The organism is Noviherbaspirillum autotrophicum, assembly GCF_000818395.1.
Taxonomy (GTDB): Bacteria; Pseudomonadota; Gammaproteobacteria; order Burkholderiales; family Burkholderiaceae_D; genus Noviherbaspirillum; species Noviherbaspirillum autotrophicum.
Genome location: NZ_JWJG01000028.1, coordinates 191,812 through 210,896, shown reverse-complemented (window position 1 = coordinate 210,896; position 19,085 = coordinate 191,812). Strand labels below are relative to the sequence as shown.

At 62.1% G+C, this 19,085-nt stretch carries 16 protein-coding genes; 8 read left to right on the top strand and 8 right to left on the bottom strand.

Annotated features, from left to right (window positions below; translation table 11 throughout):
* The first annotated feature begins 24 nt into the window (after positions 1 to 24).
* From TSA66_RS02235 to TSA66_RS02225, 3 genes are read left to right on the top strand one after another with little or no spacing between them, the layout of a single operon-like run.
* Positions 25 to 1,335, top strand: coding sequence for a solute carrier family 23 protein (locus TSA66_RS02235; RefSeq protein WP_040038830.1), 1,311 nt, complete (start codon positions 25 to 27; stop codon positions 1,333 to 1,335).
* 1 nt (position 1,336) lies between these two features.
* Positions 1,337 to 1,792, top strand: a complete 456-nt coding sequence (locus TSA66_RS02230) for a DUF2844 domain-containing protein (protein ID WP_040038829.1) — start codon at positions 1,337 to 1,339, stop codon at positions 1,790 to 1,792.
* Between the two features lie 9 nt (positions 1,793 to 1,801).
* Entirely contained in the window at positions 1,802 to 3,085 is a 1,284-nt protein-coding gene (locus TSA66_RS02225; RefSeq protein WP_040038828.1) for a DUF3443 domain-containing protein, read from the top strand.
* Here TSA66_RS02225 and TSA66_RS02220 read toward each other — a convergent pair.
* Entirely contained in the window at positions 3,079 to 3,843 is a 765-nt protein-coding gene (locus TSA66_RS02220) for a hypothetical protein (protein ID WP_040038827.1), read from the bottom strand. The two genes, TSA66_RS02225 and TSA66_RS02220, sit on opposite strands and share 7 nt — an antisense overlap.
* Before the next feature lie 142 nt (positions 3,844 to 3,985).
* Positions 3,986 to 4,498 carry a MarR family winged helix-turn-helix transcriptional regulator gene (locus TSA66_RS02215; protein WP_040038826.1) on the bottom strand — a complete coding sequence of 171 codons (513 nt, stop codon included), beginning with the start codon at positions 4,496 to 4,498 and terminating at the stop codon, positions 3,986 to 3,988.
* 95 nt (positions 4,499 to 4,593) lie between these two features.
* On the opposite strand from TSA66_RS02215, the gene senB reads away from it, so the two are divergent.
* Both senB and selD read left to right on the top strand, forming a co-directional pair.
* Positions 4,594 to 5,601: a selenoneine biosynthesis selenosugar synthase SenB gene (gene senB / locus TSA66_RS02210; protein ID WP_052452026.1), complete on the top strand. Its 1,008-nt coding sequence runs from the start codon at positions 4,594 to 4,596 to the stop codon at positions 5,599 to 5,601.
* A complete protein-coding gene (gene selD / locus TSA66_RS02205) occupies positions 5,598 to 6,656 on the top strand; it encodes a selenide, water dikinase SelD (RefSeq protein ID WP_040038825.1) in 1,059 nt (352 codons plus the stop codon). The genes senB and selD overlap by 4 nt, the downstream gene beginning before the upstream one ends.
* On the opposite strand, the gene TSA66_RS25290 is transcribed toward selD, so the two are convergent.
* Positions 6,657 to 7,694, bottom strand: coding sequence for a cysteine hydrolase family protein (locus tag TSA66_RS25290; protein ID WP_084199206.1), 1,038 nt, complete (start codon positions 7,692 to 7,694; stop codon positions 6,657 to 6,659).
* Between the two features lie 518 nt (positions 7,695 to 8,212).
* On the opposite strand from TSA66_RS25290, the gene TSA66_RS02195 reads away from it, so the two are divergent.
* Together TSA66_RS02195 and dnaK are read left to right on the top strand one after the other, a co-directional pair.
* Positions 8,213 to 8,806, top strand: coding sequence for a BPSL1445 family SYLF domain-containing lipoprotein (locus TSA66_RS02195; protein WP_040042074.1), 594 nt, complete (start codon positions 8,213 to 8,215; stop codon positions 8,804 to 8,806).
* 137 nt (positions 8,807 to 8,943) lie between these two features.
* Positions 8,944 to 10,872: a molecular chaperone DnaK gene (gene dnaK / locus TSA66_RS02190; RefSeq protein ID WP_040038824.1), complete on the top strand. Its 1,929-nt coding sequence runs from the start codon at positions 8,944 to 8,946 to the stop codon at positions 10,870 to 10,872.
* An 83-nt stretch (positions 10,873 to 10,955) separates the two neighbouring features.
* Here the strand turns inward: dnaK and TSA66_RS02185 are convergent, their stop codons facing one another.
* The 5 genes from TSA66_RS02185 to TSA66_RS02165 all read right to left on the bottom strand — a co-directional run bounded on the left by TSA66_RS02185 (position 10,956) and on the right by TSA66_RS02165 (position 16,295).
* Entirely contained in the window at positions 10,956 to 12,107 is a 1,152-nt protein-coding gene (locus tag TSA66_RS02185) for a cytochrome P450 (protein WP_198358682.1), read from the bottom strand.
* A 324-nt stretch (positions 12,108 to 12,431) separates the two neighbouring features.
* Entirely contained in the window at positions 12,432 to 12,656 is a 225-nt protein-coding gene (locus TSA66_RS02180) for a hypothetical protein (RefSeq protein ID WP_040038823.1), read from the bottom strand.
* A 96-nt stretch (positions 12,657 to 12,752) separates the two neighbouring features.
* Complete coding sequence (locus TSA66_RS02175) at positions 12,753 to 14,234, bottom strand: DegQ family serine endoprotease (protein WP_040038822.1); 1,482 nt, start codon at positions 14,232 to 14,234, stop codon at positions 12,753 to 12,755.
* An 88-nt stretch (positions 14,235 to 14,322) separates the two neighbouring features.
* Positions 14,323 to 15,636 carry an ATP-binding protein gene (locus tag TSA66_RS02170; protein ID WP_040038821.1) on the bottom strand — a complete coding sequence of 438 codons (1,314 nt, stop codon included), beginning with the start codon at positions 15,634 to 15,636 and terminating at the stop codon, positions 14,323 to 14,325.
* On the bottom strand, positions 15,633 to 16,295 hold the full coding sequence (locus tag TSA66_RS02165; RefSeq protein ID WP_040038820.1) for a response regulator transcription factor: 663 nt from the start codon (positions 16,293 to 16,295) through the stop codon (positions 15,633 to 15,635). Before TSA66_RS02165 ends, TSA66_RS02170 begins: the two co-directional genes overlap by 4 nt.
* Before the next feature lie 213 nt (positions 16,296 to 16,508).
* On the opposite strand from TSA66_RS02165, the gene TSA66_RS02160 reads away from it, so the two are divergent.
* Complete coding sequence (locus TSA66_RS02160; protein WP_198358680.1) at positions 16,509 to 18,977, top strand: sensor domain-containing protein; 2,469 nt, start codon at positions 16,509 to 16,511, stop codon at positions 18,975 to 18,977.
* Positions 18,978 to 19,085 lie beyond the last annotated feature (108 nt).

Below are 19,085 nucleotides of genomic sequence, written 5' to 3'. Positions count from 1 at the left end.
GGCTGCACAACCTGGAGAATCCCGATGGCAGGACCGTATTTCCCGAAATGGCGCATACGCCACAACACCAACGACGGCCTCGGCGCAGTCATCGGTACCGAAGACCGCCTGCCGTGGCCGCAGACGATCGCCATGGGGCTGCAGCACGTGGTCGCGATGTTCGGTGCCACCGTGCTCGCTCCCTTGCTGATGGGTTTCGATCCCAATCTTGCGATCTTCATGTCGGGCATCGGCACGCTGCTCTTTTTCCTGTTCGTCGGCGGGCGCGTCCCGAGCTATCTCGGTTCGAGCTTTGCCTTCATCGGGCTTGTCATCCTCGTCACCGGCTACGCCGGCCAGGGGCCGAACGCCAACACGGCAGTCGCCCTGGGCGGCATCATCGCCTGCGGCGTCGTCTATGCGCTGATCGGCTTGCTGGTCATGGCGGTCGGCACCGGCTGGATTGAAAAGCTGATGCCGCCGGTGGTTACCGGCGCGGTGGTGGCGGTGATCGGCCTGAACCTGGCCCCGATCGCCGTCAAGGGCGTTAGCGGTAATAATTTCGATGCCTGGATGGCGCTGGCCACGGTGCTCTGCGTCGGCGTGGTGGCGGTATTCACGCGCGGCATGGTGCAGCGCCTGCTGATCCTGATCGGCCTGCTGCTGGCGTACGTCATCTATGCGCTGCTGACCAACGGCGCCGGGCTGGGCAAGCCGATCGACTTCACGGCGGTCGCCAATGCCGCCTGGTTCGGCGTGCCGCACTTCGTGGCACCGGTATTCAAGGCAGATGCCATGGCCCTGCTGGCGCCAGTGGCGGTGATCCTGGTGGCTGAAAACCTCGGCCATATCAAGGCCGTCAGTGCGATGACCGGCAAGAACCTGGACCGTTACATGGGCCGTGCCTTCGTGGGCGACGGCGTGGCCACGATCCTGTCGGGCAGCGTGGGCGGCACCGGCGTCACCACCTATGCCGAAAATATCGGCGTGATGGCGGTCACGAAAATCTATTCGACGCTGGTGTTCGTAGTGGCGGCACTGATCGCGCTGGTGCTGGGCTTTTCGCCCAAGTTCGGCGCGGTCATCCAGACCATCCCCGGCGCGGTGCTGGGCGGCGTGTCGATCGTGGTATTCGGCCTGATCGCGGTGGCCGGCGCCCGCATCTGGGTGGAGAACAAGGTCGATTTCTCGAACAACCGCAACTTGATCGTCGCCGCCGTCACGCTGGTGCTCGGTGCGGGCGATTTCACCCTCAAGCTGGGCCAGTTTTCGCTCGGCGGGATAGGCACCGCAACCTTTGGCGCGATCATCCTGCATGCGCTGCTGTCCATTCGTTCATCCCATGCGGATCACTAAGATGCCTGCAAAAACCTTGGCCGCCGCACTTGCTGCGGGAGCGTTCGGTATATCCGCGTACGCCCACGCGGCGCTTGGCGGCACGGTCGAGTCGGTGCAGGCGGACAAAACCGCAATGCATGCCAAAGCGCAGGTGATGCCCGGCGCGGGCAGCTATACCGTGCATGAAATCCAGCTCCCTTCCGGCACCGTGGTACGGGAATATGCATCGGCGGACGGAAAAATCTTTGGGGTCGCCTGGCAGGGGCCGTCCCTGCCGGACATCCGGCAGTTGCTCGGCGCCTATTTCGAGCGCTATGCCAATGCGATGGAGGGCAAGCCCCGGGCACAGCGCCACGCGGTAGTCCGTCAGCCGGATCTCGTGGTGCAGTCACACGGCCGCATGGGAGCATTCTCCGGCCGCGCCTATCTGCCCCAGGCACTGCCGCAAGGCGTGAGCCCGGACGTTTTGCAATAAGGCAGAAAGATGCGCTTCATTTCGGTTTTTCTATTGTGCGCGTTGATTGCCTCGCTGCATGGATGCGGTGGCGGAAGTGGATCGGACCCTGCCAGCAGTTCCAGCACGACCGTAGCTTCTCCGGCCAATGCCGCGCCCAATGTGATGGCCGTCACCGTCGAACTGGGACCTTCCAACAACGTCAACATTCCTTACGTGACGGTGACGGTATGCGAGCCAGGCAGCGATGTGAATTGCCGGGCCATCGATCATGTGCTGGTGGACACCGGCTCGAACGGGCTCAGGCTGTTCGCTTCGGCACTGGCGGCGACGGCTTCGCAGCCTGCGCTTTCGTTTCCTCTCCAATCCGCGTCCGGAGGAGGTACGCTCGCGGAATGCGTCCAGTTTGCCGACGGCAGTTCCGTATGGGGGGCAGTCAAGCTGGCGGATGTGAAGCTTGCCGGCCAACGCGTGTCATCCCTGCCCGTTCATGTGGTCGGCGATGTCGGGTTCGCCCCTATCCCCAATGCATGTTCCAACTCCCTCACACCGGCGACCACCCCTGCCCAGTTCGGGGCAAACGGAGTCCTCGGTGTCGGTTTCCTGGACCAGGATTGCGGCGAGGTGTGCAGACTCGTCGTACAAAACGGCTTCTATTACGCCTGTACTTCAAACTGTTCGCCATCGACTGCGTCGCTGGCGCAACAAGTGCCGAACCCGGTGGCACGCCTGGCAAACGACAACAATGGCGTGGTATTGAAGCTACCTGGCGTGGCGGCGGGCGGCGCGGCGACCGTATCGGGATCGCTCATTTTCGGCATCGGCACTCAAGCGAACAATGCGCTTGGCGCGGCCAAGGTGTTCAACCTCGATCCGACCTCCAGCTACATCACAACAATCTACAAAAATCACCAGTACACGCAGAGCTTCATTGACAGCGGCTCCAACGCCATCTATTTCGATGACGCCGGCATTAACATCTGCACCGGTTACGACCACGGCTTCTACTGCCCACCATCGACCGTGAGCCTGACTGCCACCATGGTCGGCGCCAAGGTCGGCAGCACCGACGCAGCAAGCGGACTGGTGTCATTCAGTGTCGCCAATGCCGATAACCTGTTCCACGCCAACCCTTCCTTTGTCGCATTCCCGACACTGGCAGGTCCGATGTCTGCCATCGACAATACGACACCCGATACCTCGTGGTCGTCATACTTCGACTGGGGGCTGCCGTTCTTCTACGGGCGTAGCGTCTTCACCGCGATCCGTGGCAGGGGCACGCCGGCCGGCCAGGGGCCGTACTATGCCTATTGAGCAAGCCAGGCGCCGGGGCTGAGGGATCGGCTGCCGGCGCTCGACGCCACACTGCACATGCCGCCTCCTGCGCCCGACTGGCCCAGCGGAATGGCGTAACCGACATGCAGGGACATGCGCGCGTCGCCCGCTCCCGCCGCCAGCGCCACGCTCCAGTTGTCCTGCGCGAACCCGAGTCCGTAACGGCCCTGGCCCGACGCGCGGCCGTACAGCCCTTCCAGCCGGCCGCAATCATCGACATACAGCGAGTACTTCACGCCGCGCGTCTTCAGCCCCGCCTGCAATGGCATCTCGTCGCGCGCGATATAGGTGAATCCGCTTCCGCCAAAGCGCGCTTCGATCGCGCTTGCCGACAGCGGATGCAGGTTCAGGCGCGGCGCGTGCCTGCTCAGGCGGCCGGCTTCCGCTTCCTCGGATTGCGCACCGAGGCTATCACGGCTTTCCGGCCGCGCGGTTCCGTGGCCGAAGAGCCCAAGACGTGAAAAGAGGCGCTCCGCATCGAAGAATTTCTTGAATCCGAGCAGATAACTGGATTGCTGCTGCTCGCCTGCAGCGCATCCTGCCCCCACCTGGCAGTGCTGGCCATGCCCGGATTCCGGTGCAACCAAGCCCAGCCCCGGAGTCGTCTGCGCCGGTCCTGGCGCGGGGGCGTCGCCGGCCACAAAATCTTCCGCATGCGTGTGGCAGCACAGCGCCATCAAGACTAGCGCGCACGGCGCGCGCCAGCGCCTTTCAAAGACCGAATGAATTGCGTGCATGTGACTTCGCCCCTCCTCCTGATTTCCGGCTCGGATAATTCTGTTCGAATCTTCGCGCGCGCGCCGTTCCGATGCTTTGTCACTGCTCAAGGAGCAGGTCGGCGCGAGAGGCGTGTCGCACCGATCAAAGGCAGGTGCCGCGTCACATAGTGAAAGGCATCGGCTGCAAGCCGTAACTGTCGTCCAGCATGCCAATGCTGTTCAACAGCTCCTGCAAGCCGCGATCGAGCAGCGCAAGCTGCTCCGGCTCCATCTGGCGCAGCGCTTCCGGCAACAGCCCGCGCGCCGGCTTGGGGGCCGACTCCAGCAGCTTGCGCCCTTCGTCCGACAACGCCAGCTTGACGGCGCGCTGGTCCTCGGGGTCGCGCGTTTTAACCACCAGACCGCGCTTTTCGAGTGCGTCCAGGAGATTGCTGACGGTGGTCTGGTGTATCGCCATGCGGTCCGCGATTTCCCCTACGCGCAGCCCGGGCATTTCCTCCAGCTCCTGCATGAGCCACAACTGGGCGCCGGCGACGCCGCATTGCTTTTCGATCCAGGCCGAATGCCGTTGCGCCGCGCGGATCACGATGCGCAGCTTCTTGAGTGTATCGAGATGCGGAAGCTCGGCTTCCGGTCCGTTTGCATGTCCGGCTTTCTTGCCTTTGTTCGCCATCTATCAGTGCTCCGTCAACAGAACGTTGGCTCAGAATCCTGCCCGTGCACGGCGCGAAGCGGGCGTATAATCGCGCGCATCGTGCGATACGGGGCATGGAATTGACTAAACCGCAGGTGGCTATTATCAGCCCGGCAACCGCAAATGCCAACAATGGCAACTGGCAAACCGCCAGCCGCTGGGCACGTTTCCTGCGTGCGCATTACCGGGTGGCGCTGCTGTCCGAATGGGATGGCCGCGCCTGCGACGCCATTATTGCGTTGCACGCGCGCCGCTCGGCCGCGTCGATAGCCGCGGTCGCGCGTACCCTGCCGGCCTGCCCGCGTATCGTCGTGCTGACCGGCACCGACCTGTATCGCGACATCCACACTGATGCAAGCGCGCAGGCGTCGCTGGCGCTGGCCTCGCGGCTGGTCGTACTGCAGGCGGACGGGCTGCGGGAACTGGATGAGGCGGCACGGGCCAAGGCATGCGTGATTCACCAGTCGGCACCTGCCCTCCGTCCCTTCGTTCGCGCCATGCGCGCACGCCACCTCGATGTCACGATGGTCGGCCATTTGCGCGCAGAAAAGGACCCGCTCGTCTTCATGCGAGCCGCCGCGCTGGTCACAGCCCCGCAAGTACGGATGACGCACATCGGCGCGGCGCTCGAATCGGATCTGGGCGCGCAGGCGCAGTCCACGCAAAGTACAGTCGCACGCTACCGCTGGCTCGGTGCCATGCCGCACGCCAGAACCCGCCAATACCTCAGGCGCAGCTATCTGGCGGTGCTCGCCTCCAGGATGGAAGGCGGTGCCAACGTCATCATCGAGGCGATACGCAGCGGTGTTCCGGTGCTTGCGAGTGACATTTCCGGCAACCGCGGCATGCTGGGCGACGACTACGCCGGCTATTTCCCCCTTGGCGACAGCGCAGCGCTGGCACGACTGATCGACCGCGCTGTGGCCGAGCCGGCCTTTTACGCGCAGCTGCGCGCGCAATGCGACGCGTGCGCTGAACTGTTCGCGCCGGAACGCGAGCAAGCGGCGCTGCTGCAATTATTGGATAATCTGATCCCTCGTCCGCCTATGCAGGACGCACGCACAAGGACCGACACGCAATGAACACCGCAATCGAGCACGACATCAAACTCACTTCCTTTTCCCATGGCGGCGGCTGCGGCTGCAAGATCGCGCCGGGCGTGCTGGCCGAAATCCTGAAGAAATCGAGCGGATTTCCGGTGCCGAAGGAACTCATGGTGGGCATCGAGACGGCCGACGATGCCGCAGTGTACAAGCTCAACGACGAACAGGCATTGATCGCGACCACCGACTTTTTCATGCCGATCGTGGACGATCCCTACGATTTCGGGCGGATCGCGGCTACCAACGCGATTTCCGATGTGTACGCCATGGGCGGCACGCCGATCATGGCGCTGGCGCTGGTCGGCATGCCGATCAACAAGCTGCCGCTCGACGTCATCGGCAAGATCCTGCAAGGCGGCGAATCGGTCTGCGCGCAAGCCGGCATTCCGGTGGCGGGTGGCCACACCATCGATTCAGTCGAACCGATCTACGGATTGGTCGTCATGGGGCTGGTGCACCCATCCAAGGTCAAGCGCAATGCCGATGCCAGGGCGGGCGACAAGCTCATCCTTGGCAAGCCGCTCGGCGTGGGCATCCTGTCCGCCGCGCTGAAAAAGAATGCGCTCGATGCCGCCGGCTATGCAGCGATGATCGACAACACCACCAAGCTCAACAAGCCGGGCAGGTCCCTGTCCGACCTGCCTGGGGTGCACGCCCTGACCGACGTCACCGGCTTCGGCCTGCTCGGACATGCGCTCGAGCTGGCGCGTGGCGCCGGCTTGCGCGCGCGCCTGAACATGAGCCAGGTTCCGCTGCTGCCGCAGGTGCAGAACCTGGCAGAGCAAGGAATTGTCACCGGCGCATCAGGACGCAACTGGAGCGGCTACGGAAATGACGTGAAGCTGGCGGACGCCATCACGCCGGTGCAGCAGATGTTGTTGACCGACCCGCAGACCTCGGGCGGCCTGCTCGTGTCCTGCGCTCCGGAGTCGGTGCAGGAGGTGCTCGCGCTGTTCGCGCGCGAGGGATTTGCGCATGCCGCCGTGATCGGCGAAATGACGGCCGGAGCGTCCGGCGTGGAAGTCGACGCCTGATTAGCGACGCGGCGCACGCGCGCCGTACGGTTTTTCGACGCTGCCGGCCTGCGGGCCGAATTTTTCCATGCGCTGCTGGCGCGACGCGGCATAGGTCCACGGCATGTCGTCCACCGCCATCTTCGGTACATTGACGAATACTTCGCTGCCGGCGCAGTTGACCACGGCATCGAACGGAACATAAATATCCCGGCTTAACATCCCGCGCGACACCAGGAGGTAGCCGTCGGTCGCGTCCGTCGGCGGCACCACCTCCAGCACCGTGCCGATGTCACCATGATCAGAACCGCGCACTACGCTGCCCGGCACCGTCTCCAGCAGAGCAAGCGGCGGCGTATCCAGCGCTTCCAGGAATTCGGCAACCGTCATCACGGCGTTGGCCAGCAAGGGATAGTTGACGTGCACCGACGCTTCGTAGCCCAGCATGCTTTCCGCACCGATCGCATCCGACAGGTAGGTAACGTCATAGCCGCGTTCGACTGCGCGCCGGCCGGTCGATTCGCAGCACAGGTTGGCCGTCATGCCGGCGATGACCAGGTGAGTCGTGCCGAGCCTGGCCAGGTGCTGCGGCAGATCGGTTTCAAACACATCGGTTCCCTTGTGCGGCAGCAGGACTACTTCATCGTCGCGCGGACGCAGGTCGGGGTGAAAATCGGCCCCCCAGCTGCCGGCCATGAACATGCGTTTCTCGAACATGATGCGGTTAGTGCTGCTGCGGCACTGCAGTTTTCCCTCCGCATAATCTTCTTCGGTATAGGCCATCGGCGCGAACAGCAACGGCAATCCGCGTTTGCGCGCGCCGTCGATCGCTCGCCGCAGGTTGCCCACCACATCATGCAGGCGCACGGTATTCTTGGTCATGTCCCAGCCGGCGCCGCCTTCCGAAAGGACGTCGTTGACCGGATCGATCACAAGCAGCGCCGTTTTGTCGCAACGGAATCCCACTCCGTTTTGCGCATTGGCCAGGTAATGCTGGCCGGCGGCGAAGGAATTTGCGGAATCGTCTTTCAACGGTATATCTTGAGAGGGTGGCAACATGATTTTCCCTTGCTATGCCAAATGCGAGACCGACGTCGGCGAACGGAATGAATGCGCAATGCGCCCGCTGGCCGAATAGGCATTCCCAGTCAATTGGAGACAGGCGCGGCAGCGATGGTTCCGACCAGTCCATTGCGGCCATCACTGACATCAGCATGAAGATATCCAGGCCGCTTATCGGCAACGAGATAAACGCCGGTACGTCTATCCAATGCATGGCCCTTATCGGCATCCATACAGGCAATAAAGAATCTGGCCGACATTCGCCGCCAAGCAATAACGCTGCATCATCGCTCTCCCTGAGGACCGCAAGAGAAAAGCCGATGCCGTGCCCAGACTCCGGCCTGCAGCCCAGCGGAAAAAATACCACTGACCTAAATCAATCCAGTCACAAGTACTACTGATAAGCGTCCGATTCCGCACATACTGAATAACGATGGCGATCAGGAGATGGCCAGAGGATGTGCCGGGCCAACGATCCGGCATCTGGATTCTTGTTCGATTCGGCGGAGATCAGTATGCATAGACGCGACTTCATGCTCAAGGCGGCATCCTTGGCGGCAACCGGGCTGGCGGTGACGGCCTGCACGACAACCGCAACCACAACCACCACTACCAATACGGATGCCGACGCTGCAAAACGGCGCCATGGAATCGATACGGCGGCAAATTCCACGCTGGAACGCCTGTACACCACGGTCAAGGGATCGCGCGAAATCGTCGCCAAGTCCAATGGCATGCTGATATTTCCATCGGTCATCGCAGCCGGCCTCGGCGTCGGCGGCGAGTACGGCGAAGGCGTCCTGCGCACGAAAGGCGATGTCCTCGGCTACTACAGCATGGCCTCGGTGTCGATTGGACTGCAGATCGGCGCACAGTCGAAAGCGATCATTTTCCTGTTCATGACGCCGGACGCGCTCAACAAGTTCCGCAATTCCCAAGGCTGGTCGGTCGGCGTCGATGCCTCCGTGGCCGTCATCAAGGTCGGCGCCAACGGCGACATCGATACCACCTCGGCAGTGGGACCCGTGGTCGCATTCGTCATGACCAATACCGGCCTGATGGCGAACCTGACGCTGGAGGGCACGAAGGTGACGCGCCTCAAGATCTGACCGTCCCTTCCGCACACCGTACCTTCGCCATGAAATCGGCGCCCCCAAACTGCCCGCTCCCTTGAACGCAACCACGTTGCGCCTCATCTAAACAGGGAGCGGGCAGTACGCCCCTATTTTGTTAAAGGAGCGAAATCATGAGCAAACTCATCGGTATCGACCTAGGCACCACCAATTCCTGCGTCGCCGTCATGGAAGGCACACAGCCGAAAGTCATCGAGAACGAGGAAGGCGCACGCACTACCCCGTCCGTCATCGCCTACATGGAACACGGCGAAATCCTGGTGGGAGCACCAGCCAAGCGCCAGGCGGTCACCAACTCGCAGAACACGATATATGCGGTCAAGCGCCTGATCGGCCGCAAATTCGACGAGCCGGAGGTGCAAAAGGATATCCACCTCATGCCCTATCGCATCATCAAGGCCGATAACGGTGATGCATGGATCGAGGTGCGCGGAATGAAGCTGGCGCCACCGCAAATCTCCGCCGAAGTGCTGCGCAAGATGAAAAAGACGGCCGAGGATTATCTCGGCGAAACCGTCACGGATGCAGTTATTACGGTACCAGCCTATTTCAACGATGCGCAGCGGCAGGCAACCAAGGATGCGGGACGCATCGCCGGCCTGAACGTGCAGCGCATCATCAACGAGCCGACGGCAGCGGCCCTGGCCTTCGGCCTAGACAAGTCCATGAAGGGCGACCGCAAGATCGCCGTGTATGACTTGGGCGGCGGCACCTTCGACATTTCGGTCATCGAGATCGCCGACGTCAGCGGCGAAAAGCAGTTCGAGGTGCTCTCCACCAACGGCGACACCTTCCTTGGCGGCGAAGACTTCGACCAGCGCCTGATCAACTACGTGATCGACGAATTCAAGAAACTCAACGGCCTCGACCTGGGCAAGGATGCAATCGCGCTGCAGCGCATCAAGAGCGCGGCGGAGCGTGCCAAGATCGAGCTGTCGTCGACCCAGCAAACCGAAATCAATGAGCCGTACATTGCGATGGCCGGCGGCGCGCCGCTGCACTTGAACATGAAGGTCACCCGCGCCAAGCTGGAATCGCTCGTCGAAGACCTGATCGAGCGCACCATCGAGCCATGCCGCATTGCGCTCAAGGATGCCGGCATCAACTCTGCCGACATCGATGACGTGATCCTGGTCGGCGGTCAGACCCGCATGCCGAAGGTGCAGGAAAAGGTGAAAGCGTTCTTCGGCCGCGACCCGCGCAAGGACGTCAATCCGGATGAAGCGGTGGCCGTCGGCGCGGCGATCCAAGGATCGGTACTCACCGGCGAGCGCAAGGACGTGCTGCTGCTGGATGTCACGCCGCTGTCGCTCGGTATTGAAACGCTAGGCGGCGTCATGACCAAGATGATCGAGAAGAACACCACCATCCCGACCAAGGCCAGCCAGGTGTACTCCACTGCCGACGACAACCAGCCCGCAGTCACGGTCAGGGTATTCCAGGGCGAGCGCGAGATCGCCTCCGCCAACAAGCTCCTCGGTGAATTCAACCTCGAAGGCATCCCGCCGGCGCCGCGCGGCACGCCCCAGATCGAGGTGACCTTCGACATCGACGCCAACGGCATCATGCACGTCAGCGCGAAGGACAAGGTAACCGGCAAGGAAAACCGGATCACGATCAAGGCCAATTCGGGCCTGTCCGAAGCGGAAATCAAGAACATGCTGCACGACGCCGAGGCACATGCCGCCGACGACAGGCGGCAGAAGGAAGTGATCGAGGCTCGCAATCAGGGCGATGCGCTGGTGCATGCCACACGCAAATCTCTGCAGGACTCCGGCGAGAGGCTGGCAGCGGCGGACAGGGATCGCATTGAAGGCGCCGTCAGGGAACTGGAAGAAGCGATGAAAGGCAGCGACAAGGCCGCCATCGAATCCCGCATCGCCGCGCTGACCAGCGCCGCGCAAAAGATGAGCGAACAGACGCAGGGCGCGGCCCGGCAGACGCAGCAGTCAGGCGCGCCGGGGGCTCAGCCAAGCGGCGAAGCGCACCAAGCCGCCCAGGACGACGTCGTGGATGCCGACTTTCGTGAAGTGAAGAAGTAAGGCAGGCCGTCCGCGACCTGCCGTACGAGCGCGAAGGCGGCGGCGCCCGGCGTGACGCAGCCGGGCCGGGCGAGCAACGCCTGCTATTCGCGCTCTATGCGCAGCGGCAATGCCGCGAATCCGCTTGCCGGATAGACGGCATTGACCGGCTCCTTGCCCGGCACCAGTTGCAGGCGGCAACCGCGCTGCAGCAGTTCTTCGAGAATCACGCGCAGTTCCATCCGCGCCAGCGGCGCGCCGGGGCAGACATGGATGCCCGCGCCATACAAGAGGTTTTTCGACGGATCACGGTCTAGCCGGAAGTCATCGGGGTCGCCAAAGACGGCCTCGTCCCTGTTGGCCGAGGCCCATATCAGCGTGACGCGTTCACCCGCGGCCAGCCGGCGGCCGCCGATTTCCACCTCGCGCGTGGTGATGCGCCGATTGGCGATTAGCGGGGCGTGGATGCGCAGGATTTCGTCAATTGCCACAGGCAACAGCGAAGGCTGCTCCCGCAACTGTTGCTGGAGCGCGGGCCGTGCCGCCAGGTAGTGCATCAGAATGCCGACGCTGGCGGACATCGTGCTCAATTCCCCGACTGTCCAGTTGCGCAGGATGCTGATGATTTCTTCGTCGTTAAGCAGGCGGTCCGCCACCCGCTCGCGCAGCAGGCAAGCGGTAATATCGCTGGGCGTGCCGTCGCCGGCGGCTCGGCGCTGTGCCAGCAAGGCGCGGATATAGCCGTCAAACTCGAAGGCCACCTCTTCCATCGCATTCCGGTCTCGCGCCAGGGTCGCCGCATGGTTCTTGCGGGTCCAGCGCCGCAGCGGCTCATTCAATTCCGCCGGCCAGCCGAGAAATGCCGACTGGGCCTGCAGCGCAAATTCTTCGGCAAATGCCGCCATCAATTCGACTTCGCCCGCCGCCGGCAAGCCATCCACCAACTTGACGGCAATGTCGCGGCACACAGGCTCAAACGCGGCCATCCGCTCTGCACTGAAATAAGGTTCGATCAGCTGCCGGTACAGGGTGTGCTGCGGCGGGTCCATTCCGTTGGGTACCGACGGATGGCTGGAGGCAGCATTACTGAAGGTGTGGTGATCGTGCAGCGCGCGCACGACGTCTTCATGGCGGAACAGGGACCAGTGCAGATACTCGCTGTGCGCAACCGGGCAGCGCCGGCGCATTTCATCGTAACTTGCGATCTGGTCGTCAAGCACGGCTTCCGACCGGGGGGCCCAGTCGTCTTGTGGCATTTCTTTATTCATATCCGGCGAAAGGCGATGCGCGATGAGTCGATTCATGGCCTTCGGTGCATGCGGTGCGTTCACATCCCGATGCAGAGAGTCATTACTGAGGAGAACCGTGAGAGAAAGTCCCGATGATCACCGCATGTTGCTCTACCGAACTTTAGACCTGTCGGAAACCAATTGCAATTTCTTCCGCCTATGTCCCTACTGGCGGCTCCAGTATCGTTGCAAGCAATGCATTGCCATTATCGGCATCCGCGCCGTCAAGAATGCATTGACACAGTGAGCAATGAAACTTCCCCGCAACGCTTGAAGCTCGTTGCGCTCCTGTTACATTGCAAGATTGTCGATCTCGATCTTGGCGTGGCCGATGCTGTCGTTCCACGCCGCTTCGGAATAGAAGAAACCGGGGAAAATATTCTTGCGGACGCTGACCGGCGTACCATCTTTCGTGATTTCATAACCGCCGAGCCAGAGCGCGCCGGCGCTCAGGGCGGGCATCGGAAAGATCGTATAGCCCTTGTATTTCACGTGTTCGCCAGCCGTGTGTTCCATGCCGCAATCCGATAATGGAAGGGCCATGCCCCGATCACCCATTTATAGGATGACGGGGCATGCATTACAAGGAAAGATGCGCAGCAGGCATGCCTGTCAGCCAAGTTCGATCGGGACAAAGATCTTGGCGTTTTCCCTTTGCACTAGAACAGCCGCGTGCTTGCCGGCCTTGGCGACGAGCGCACGCAATTGCTCGATCGAGCTGACCGGCGTGCCGTTGAGCGACAGGACGATATCGCCGGCCTGGATGCCCGATTTCGCTGCCGGTCCGCTCACGCCCTGCACCAGCAAGCCGCCATGCACGCCTGCCTCGCGCTGTTCGTCTTGCTGCAGCGGCCGCACCGCCAGTCCGAGGCGCCCTTGCTCCTGCTGCGCGTCGCCACGCTGCGCCAGCGCTTCATCCTTCAGTGCCCCGATCGTCACGGACAACGTTTTCGACGTTCCCTTGCGGATGACGTCCAGCTTGGCCGTGCTGCCGGGAGCGGTAATCGCGACCTGCGCCGGCAAGTCAGACGACCGGTTGATCTCACGCCCGTTGAAGCCGACGATCACATCGCCCGGCTCGAGGCCGGCACGGTCGGCGGGGCTGCCTTTTTCCACGGAGCTGACCAGCGCGCCCTGCAGTTTTTGCAAACCGAAGGAATCAGCCAGCCCCTGCGTCACTTCCTGGATGGTCACGCCCAGTCGGCCGCGCGATACCTTGCCGTGGCGAACAAGCTGGTCTTGCACCTGCGTCGCGACATTGATCGGGATCGCGAACGACAAGCCCTGGTAGCCGCCGGTCTGGCTGTAGATCTGCGAATTAATACCGATTACTTCGCCCTTCATGTTGAACAGCGGTCCACCGGAATTGCCCGGATTGACAGCGACATCGGTCTGGATAAACGGGACGTAGGTGCCATCCGGAAGCGAACGCGACTTGGCGCTGATGATGCCTGCCGTGGCCGAATTCTCGAAGCCATAGGGCGAACCGATCGCCAGCACCGGTTCGCCGACCTTGGCGGCGGCCGGATCGCCGATCTTAACGGTCGGCAAGTTATGGGCATCGATGCGGATCACCGCCACGTCGCTCTGGTGATCTGCGCCCAGCACCTTGGCCTTGTACTCGCGGCGATCGGTCAGCTTTACGGTCACTTCCTGCGCGCCGTCGACCACGTGGGCATTGGTCAGGATCAGACCGTCGGCACTGACGATAAAGCCCGATCCCTGGCCGCGTACCAGCAAGCCGCCACGCGGACCGCGCGGCACCTGGGGAGCGAAGCGCCGGAAAAATTGCGAAAACGGATCGTCCCGGTCGAGTTCGGGCATATCGTTCATGGCCGGCGTGCGTTCGGCCTTGCCGACGACACTGATGTTGACGACCGCCGGGCCGTAGTGCTGGACAATGCCGGAAAAATCGGTGGCGGTTGCGACGCCGGGCACCGACGTCACGACGGATTGCGCGGGTTGCGCGCCCACGGCAGGAATAGCCGCGTCGGCCCGCCCCCAGCCGACCTCGCCGAAACGGGCGTAACCGGCGACAGACAAGGCAACAACGGAAGCAGCAATCACGCTGCGCTTGATGGTTCTCTGTTTCACGATGCACTCCTTTCATGGAAGGCTTTCCAACATGGAGTCCATCGTAAGGAGGCAAACTTAAATTGCACTTAAAAATCTTGCGCCGCGATCAGATGCTCTTTTCCACTCGCGGAAAAATCAGTTCAGCGCACAAGCCATGACCGGTATTGCGCAAGTCGACCCTGATTCCATGCGCATCTGCGATCCGGCGCACGATCGCCAGACCCAAACCGCTGCCTGGCGTGCGCGTGCCCGGCACCCGGTAAAAGCGGTCGAAGACGCGGGCAAGCTCCTGTTGCGGAATGCCGGGGCCGGAATCCTGGACGCGCAGTACAGGCGAGCCGTTTTCATGCTGTACAGAAACATCGACCTTGCCGCCTTCAGGCGTATAGCGGATCGCGTTTTCCACCAAGTTACTCAGAAGAATGCGCAATGCTTCCGGATCGCCGCTCACCGACGCGGCAGCATCGCCCAGTGCACCGAGGTCGATTTCTCGGGCCGCCGCCAGCGGTGCGAGATCGGACACGACCGCGCGCGACAGTTCGGCCAGATCGACCGTCACGTGTGCGGTGCCAGATGCGGCAGGCTCCTGGCGCGCCAGTGTCAGCAATTGCTGCACCAGGTGCATGGCGCGCTCGAAACCTTGCCGCAGTTCGCCAAAAGCGGCGCGCCGCTCCGCTTCGTCGCTGGCGCGTTCCGCCAGCTGGATCTGCAGCTTGAGCGCCGTCAGCGGCGTTCGCAATTCGTGCGCGGCATCGGCCACAAACGCGCGCTGCGCGTCGAGCGCATGATCGAGTCGGCCCAGCAGATCGTTGAGGGCATGGGTGAGCGGTCTGATTTCCTGCGGCAGGCTGTCATCGGCAATTGGCGTGAGCGTGCCGGCATCGCGCGACTGCACTTCCTGTGCCACGCGCTTAACCGGAAGCAAGCCGCGTCCCACTGTCATCCAGATCAGGGCGCCGAGGAATGGAAACAGCAGCACCAGCGGCGCCACCGTACGCAGGGCCATGTCGGCCGCCACCTCGCGGCGCGCCGATAATGGCTGCGCGACCTGCACGACAGTATTGCCGCGTTGCATGCTGTACACGCGCCAGGGACCGTTGCGCGTCCCGATCGTGGTAAACCCCAGCTCGGCCCGTTGCGGCAGCGCGAGCTGCTCATGCGAGTGATAAATACGCAGTCCGCTGCCATCCCAGATCTGGATGACGATGTCGCGCTCCAGGTCCGGCTGGGCCAGATGGGACGGCGACAGCGGAGCGAACGGCTGGTTGGGAAGCGATGCCGCCAGCTGCTTCATCTGGTAGTCGAAAATCTCGTTCGCTTCCTGCCGCGCCTGCACGTACAGCATGCCGCCCGCACCGATGATGCCGGCCGACAGGCCCGCCGAAAGCCACATCAATAGCGTATGACGGATCGATTTCATGGCAATGCAGGGATCATGTAGCCGACGCCGCGCACATTCTTGATGAAGCCGGTGCCGAGCTTTTTCCTGAGCGAATGGATATAGACTTCAATCGTATTGCTGCCAACTTCGTCATCCCATCCATAAATTTTTTCTTCCATTTGGGCAATGGACAACACCACGCCCGGCCGTTCCAGCAACGCTTCCAGCAACGCGAACTCGCGCGCCGACAGAGCCAGCGGCTGCCCCGCGAAACTCGCCTCGTGGGTGGCCGGCACCAGGGTCAGTTCGCCATGCACGATGACTTCCTCGGCGCGCCCGGCTTGCCGCCGCAACAGCGCCCTTATCCTGGCGCTCAGCTCTTCCAGGTCGAACGGCTTGATCAGGTAATCGTCGGCCCCCGCATTCAGGCCGGCGACCCGATCCGGCACGGCGTCGCGCGCCGTCAGGATCAGGACCGGAATGCGGTTGCCCTTGCGCCGGATCGATTTCAGCACGTCCAGCCCCTCCTTGCCCGGCAAGCCAAGGTCGAGCAGCACCAGGTCGTGGACCTTATCGTCGAGCGCACTCTCGCCGGCGCGGCCATCCTGCACCCAGTCGACCGTAAAGCCATCCTGGCGCAAGCCCTTGCGCACGCTCTCCCCGATCATCGGATCATCTTCAACCAGCAGCAGTCTCATATTGAATATCGGAAACGTTTTCAAGCAAGATTTCCATATCCTAGCGTAGCAGATGCCGCATCCGGACATCTCCAGCCAGCGAAATCAATGCCAATCCGCTACAAATTGTTAAAAATACCTGTGGAAAAGTTGCTTGGTGTACCATACGTGGTACAAATTCCGGCCATAGTAGACGCGATTTGGCCGACCATCCAACCGGACGATATTTATCCAGTGACCATCCAAAAAGACAATGTCGATAGTGCGCAACAGCTGTTGCGCCACGTAGCCGACCACGTCCAGGTGGTGGTCTGGGAAGCCGACGCGGACGCGCGCATCATCTACCTGAATCCGGCCAGCATGACGACCGTCGCGAAGCTGCCGGAAATTAATATTCTTGACTGGCTACAATTCATTCATCCGGACGACCTTGAAAGCGCAGTCGCGGCGATCCGGGTTGCCAGGGCCGAGCTGCGGGAATACCAGGTCGACTACCGGATTGTCCGCAGCGACGGATCGACGCGCTGGATGATGAGCGCGGCGTCGCCGCGTTTTTTTGCCGACGGCCGCCACAAGGGCTATATCGGAACGCTGGTCGATGTGAGCGAACACCATGATGCCCGGGCGCGCCTGATCAAGAGTGAAGCGGTGCATCGCCTGCTGACCGAGAACGCGCACGACATGATCTCGCATAGCGACACCGACAACATTTATGTGTATGCGTCGCCGTCGCACAAGGACACCCTGGGCTACGACCCGCCGGAACTGGTCGGCACCCGCTTGTACGACTATATCCACCCGGACGATCTCGCCGCCGACCTCGAAGCGGCCCGGACGGGCGCGCGGCGCCGGCTCTCCAACGTCCGCTTCCGCCACAAGAACGGCGACTGGGTATGGATCGGCGCCAGCACCCGCGCCGTGCGCGACCGGCAGAGCGGCGAAAAGCTCGGCATCGTGTCGATTGCACGCGACATCACCGCGCAACTCGAAGCCGAGCGCGAACTGGCGCGGCGCGAAGAGCGTTTTCGCAGCCTGACATCGCTGTCGTCGGACTGGTACTGGGAAACCGACACCGATATCCGCTTCACGTTTTTTTCCGAAGGCATCTACAACCGGCTCCGGATCAATGCGCAGCACTTGCTGGGATCGTCGTTCGATGCCCACGTTCAGGACCCGAGCGCGCCCGGTTTCGTCGCCGCCATGGACGCGGTAAAGGCGCGCCGCCCGTTCCATGACCTGATTTATCCGGCCGAATGGGCCGCCCATCCCGGCATCGTGCGCTTTTTGCGCATTTCGGGAGAGCCGTTCAGCGAAAACGGCGTGTTCTGCGGCTACCGCGGCGTCAGTCGCGATGTCACGCATGAAGTGCGCACCGCGCGCTCGCTGGAGCGCCTGGCCACCTGCGATGCGCTGACCGAATTGCCGAACCGGGCGATGCTGGAAAAACGGCTCAAGCAGCGCCTGACCAATCCGCGCGAAGGCGTGTGCGAAGCCGTCTTTTTTATCGACCTCGACAATTTCAAGGAAGTTAACGATTCGCTCGGGCATGGTGCTGGCGATATCCTGCTGAAGGAAATCGCCGCCCGCCTGCGCCAATGCGTGCGCCCGGACGACATGGTGGCGCGCCTGGGCGGCGATGAATTCGTGGTGCTGGCCGAATGCCGCAACGGCGATACCTCTGCCATCAGCATTGCGGAAAAGCTGAGCACGGCGCTCGACACCCCCGTGATCATCGCCGGCCATGAAGTCAAGGCTGCTGCCTCGGTCGGCATCAGCATGTACCCGCAAGACGGCGACACCAGCGAAGCCTTGCTGCGAAACGCCGATACCGCGCTGTACCGTGCCAAGGCGTCTGGCGGCAATGCCTATTGTTTCTTCACTCCAGAGATGGGCGAAGCATCCCGTGCGCGGCTGTTGATGCAAGGTGCGCTGCGTCATGCGCTGGAGCGCGACGAATTCGAAGTGTTTTATCAGCCGCGCGTGAACTTGCGCACCATGGAAATGACCGGCATGGAAGCGCTGTTGCGCTGGACGCATCCGCAACTCGGCGCCGTCCCGCCCGCCCAGTTCATTCCGCTGGCCGAGGAGTCCGGGCTGATCGATGAAATCGGCGGCTGGGTGATCCAGCACGCGGCGGCGCAGGCGCAGCAATGGTCCATCCGCTATCGCAAGCCGCTGAAAGTGTCCGTTAACCTGTCGGCGCGTCAATTGCGTAGCCGCAAGCTGCTGACACTGGTGAAGCAGTCGCTGCAGGTCAGCGGCCTGCCCGTGCACCAGATGGAACTGGAGCTGACCGAAAGCGGCTTGATGGAAGACCCGGAACTGGCCGCCGGCTTGCTCAAGGAACTCAAGGCGCTCGGCCTGAAGCTGTCGGTCGATGATTTCGGGACCGGCTATTCCTCGCTGGCCTATCTGTGCCGTTTCCCTCTCGACAGCCTGAAACTGGACCGGTCCTTCCTGCTACAACAGCAGTCCGAGGCGGTGAATACCTGGAAACTCGCCGAAGCCATTATCAACCTGGCACACACCCTTAATCTCTCTGTCGTCGCCGAAGGCGTCGAAAGCGAAGAACACTTGAAGTTTCTCTCCAATACCTCGTGTGACGAAGTACAAGGCTCCTGCATCAGCAAGCCGCTGTCGCCGCTGGAGTTCGAGCAATTGCTGCGCGAAACCTCGTTGTATTTGCATACCAGCCAACGCTGACCATCCGGCGTTACACAATCAATATCTTCTTTGCCGCGTGCGGCGCCCCGCTTTTGACTGTTCGTCATCTTAATGACTAAAAAGTCGAAAATTTTTTTTGTCCGCGGC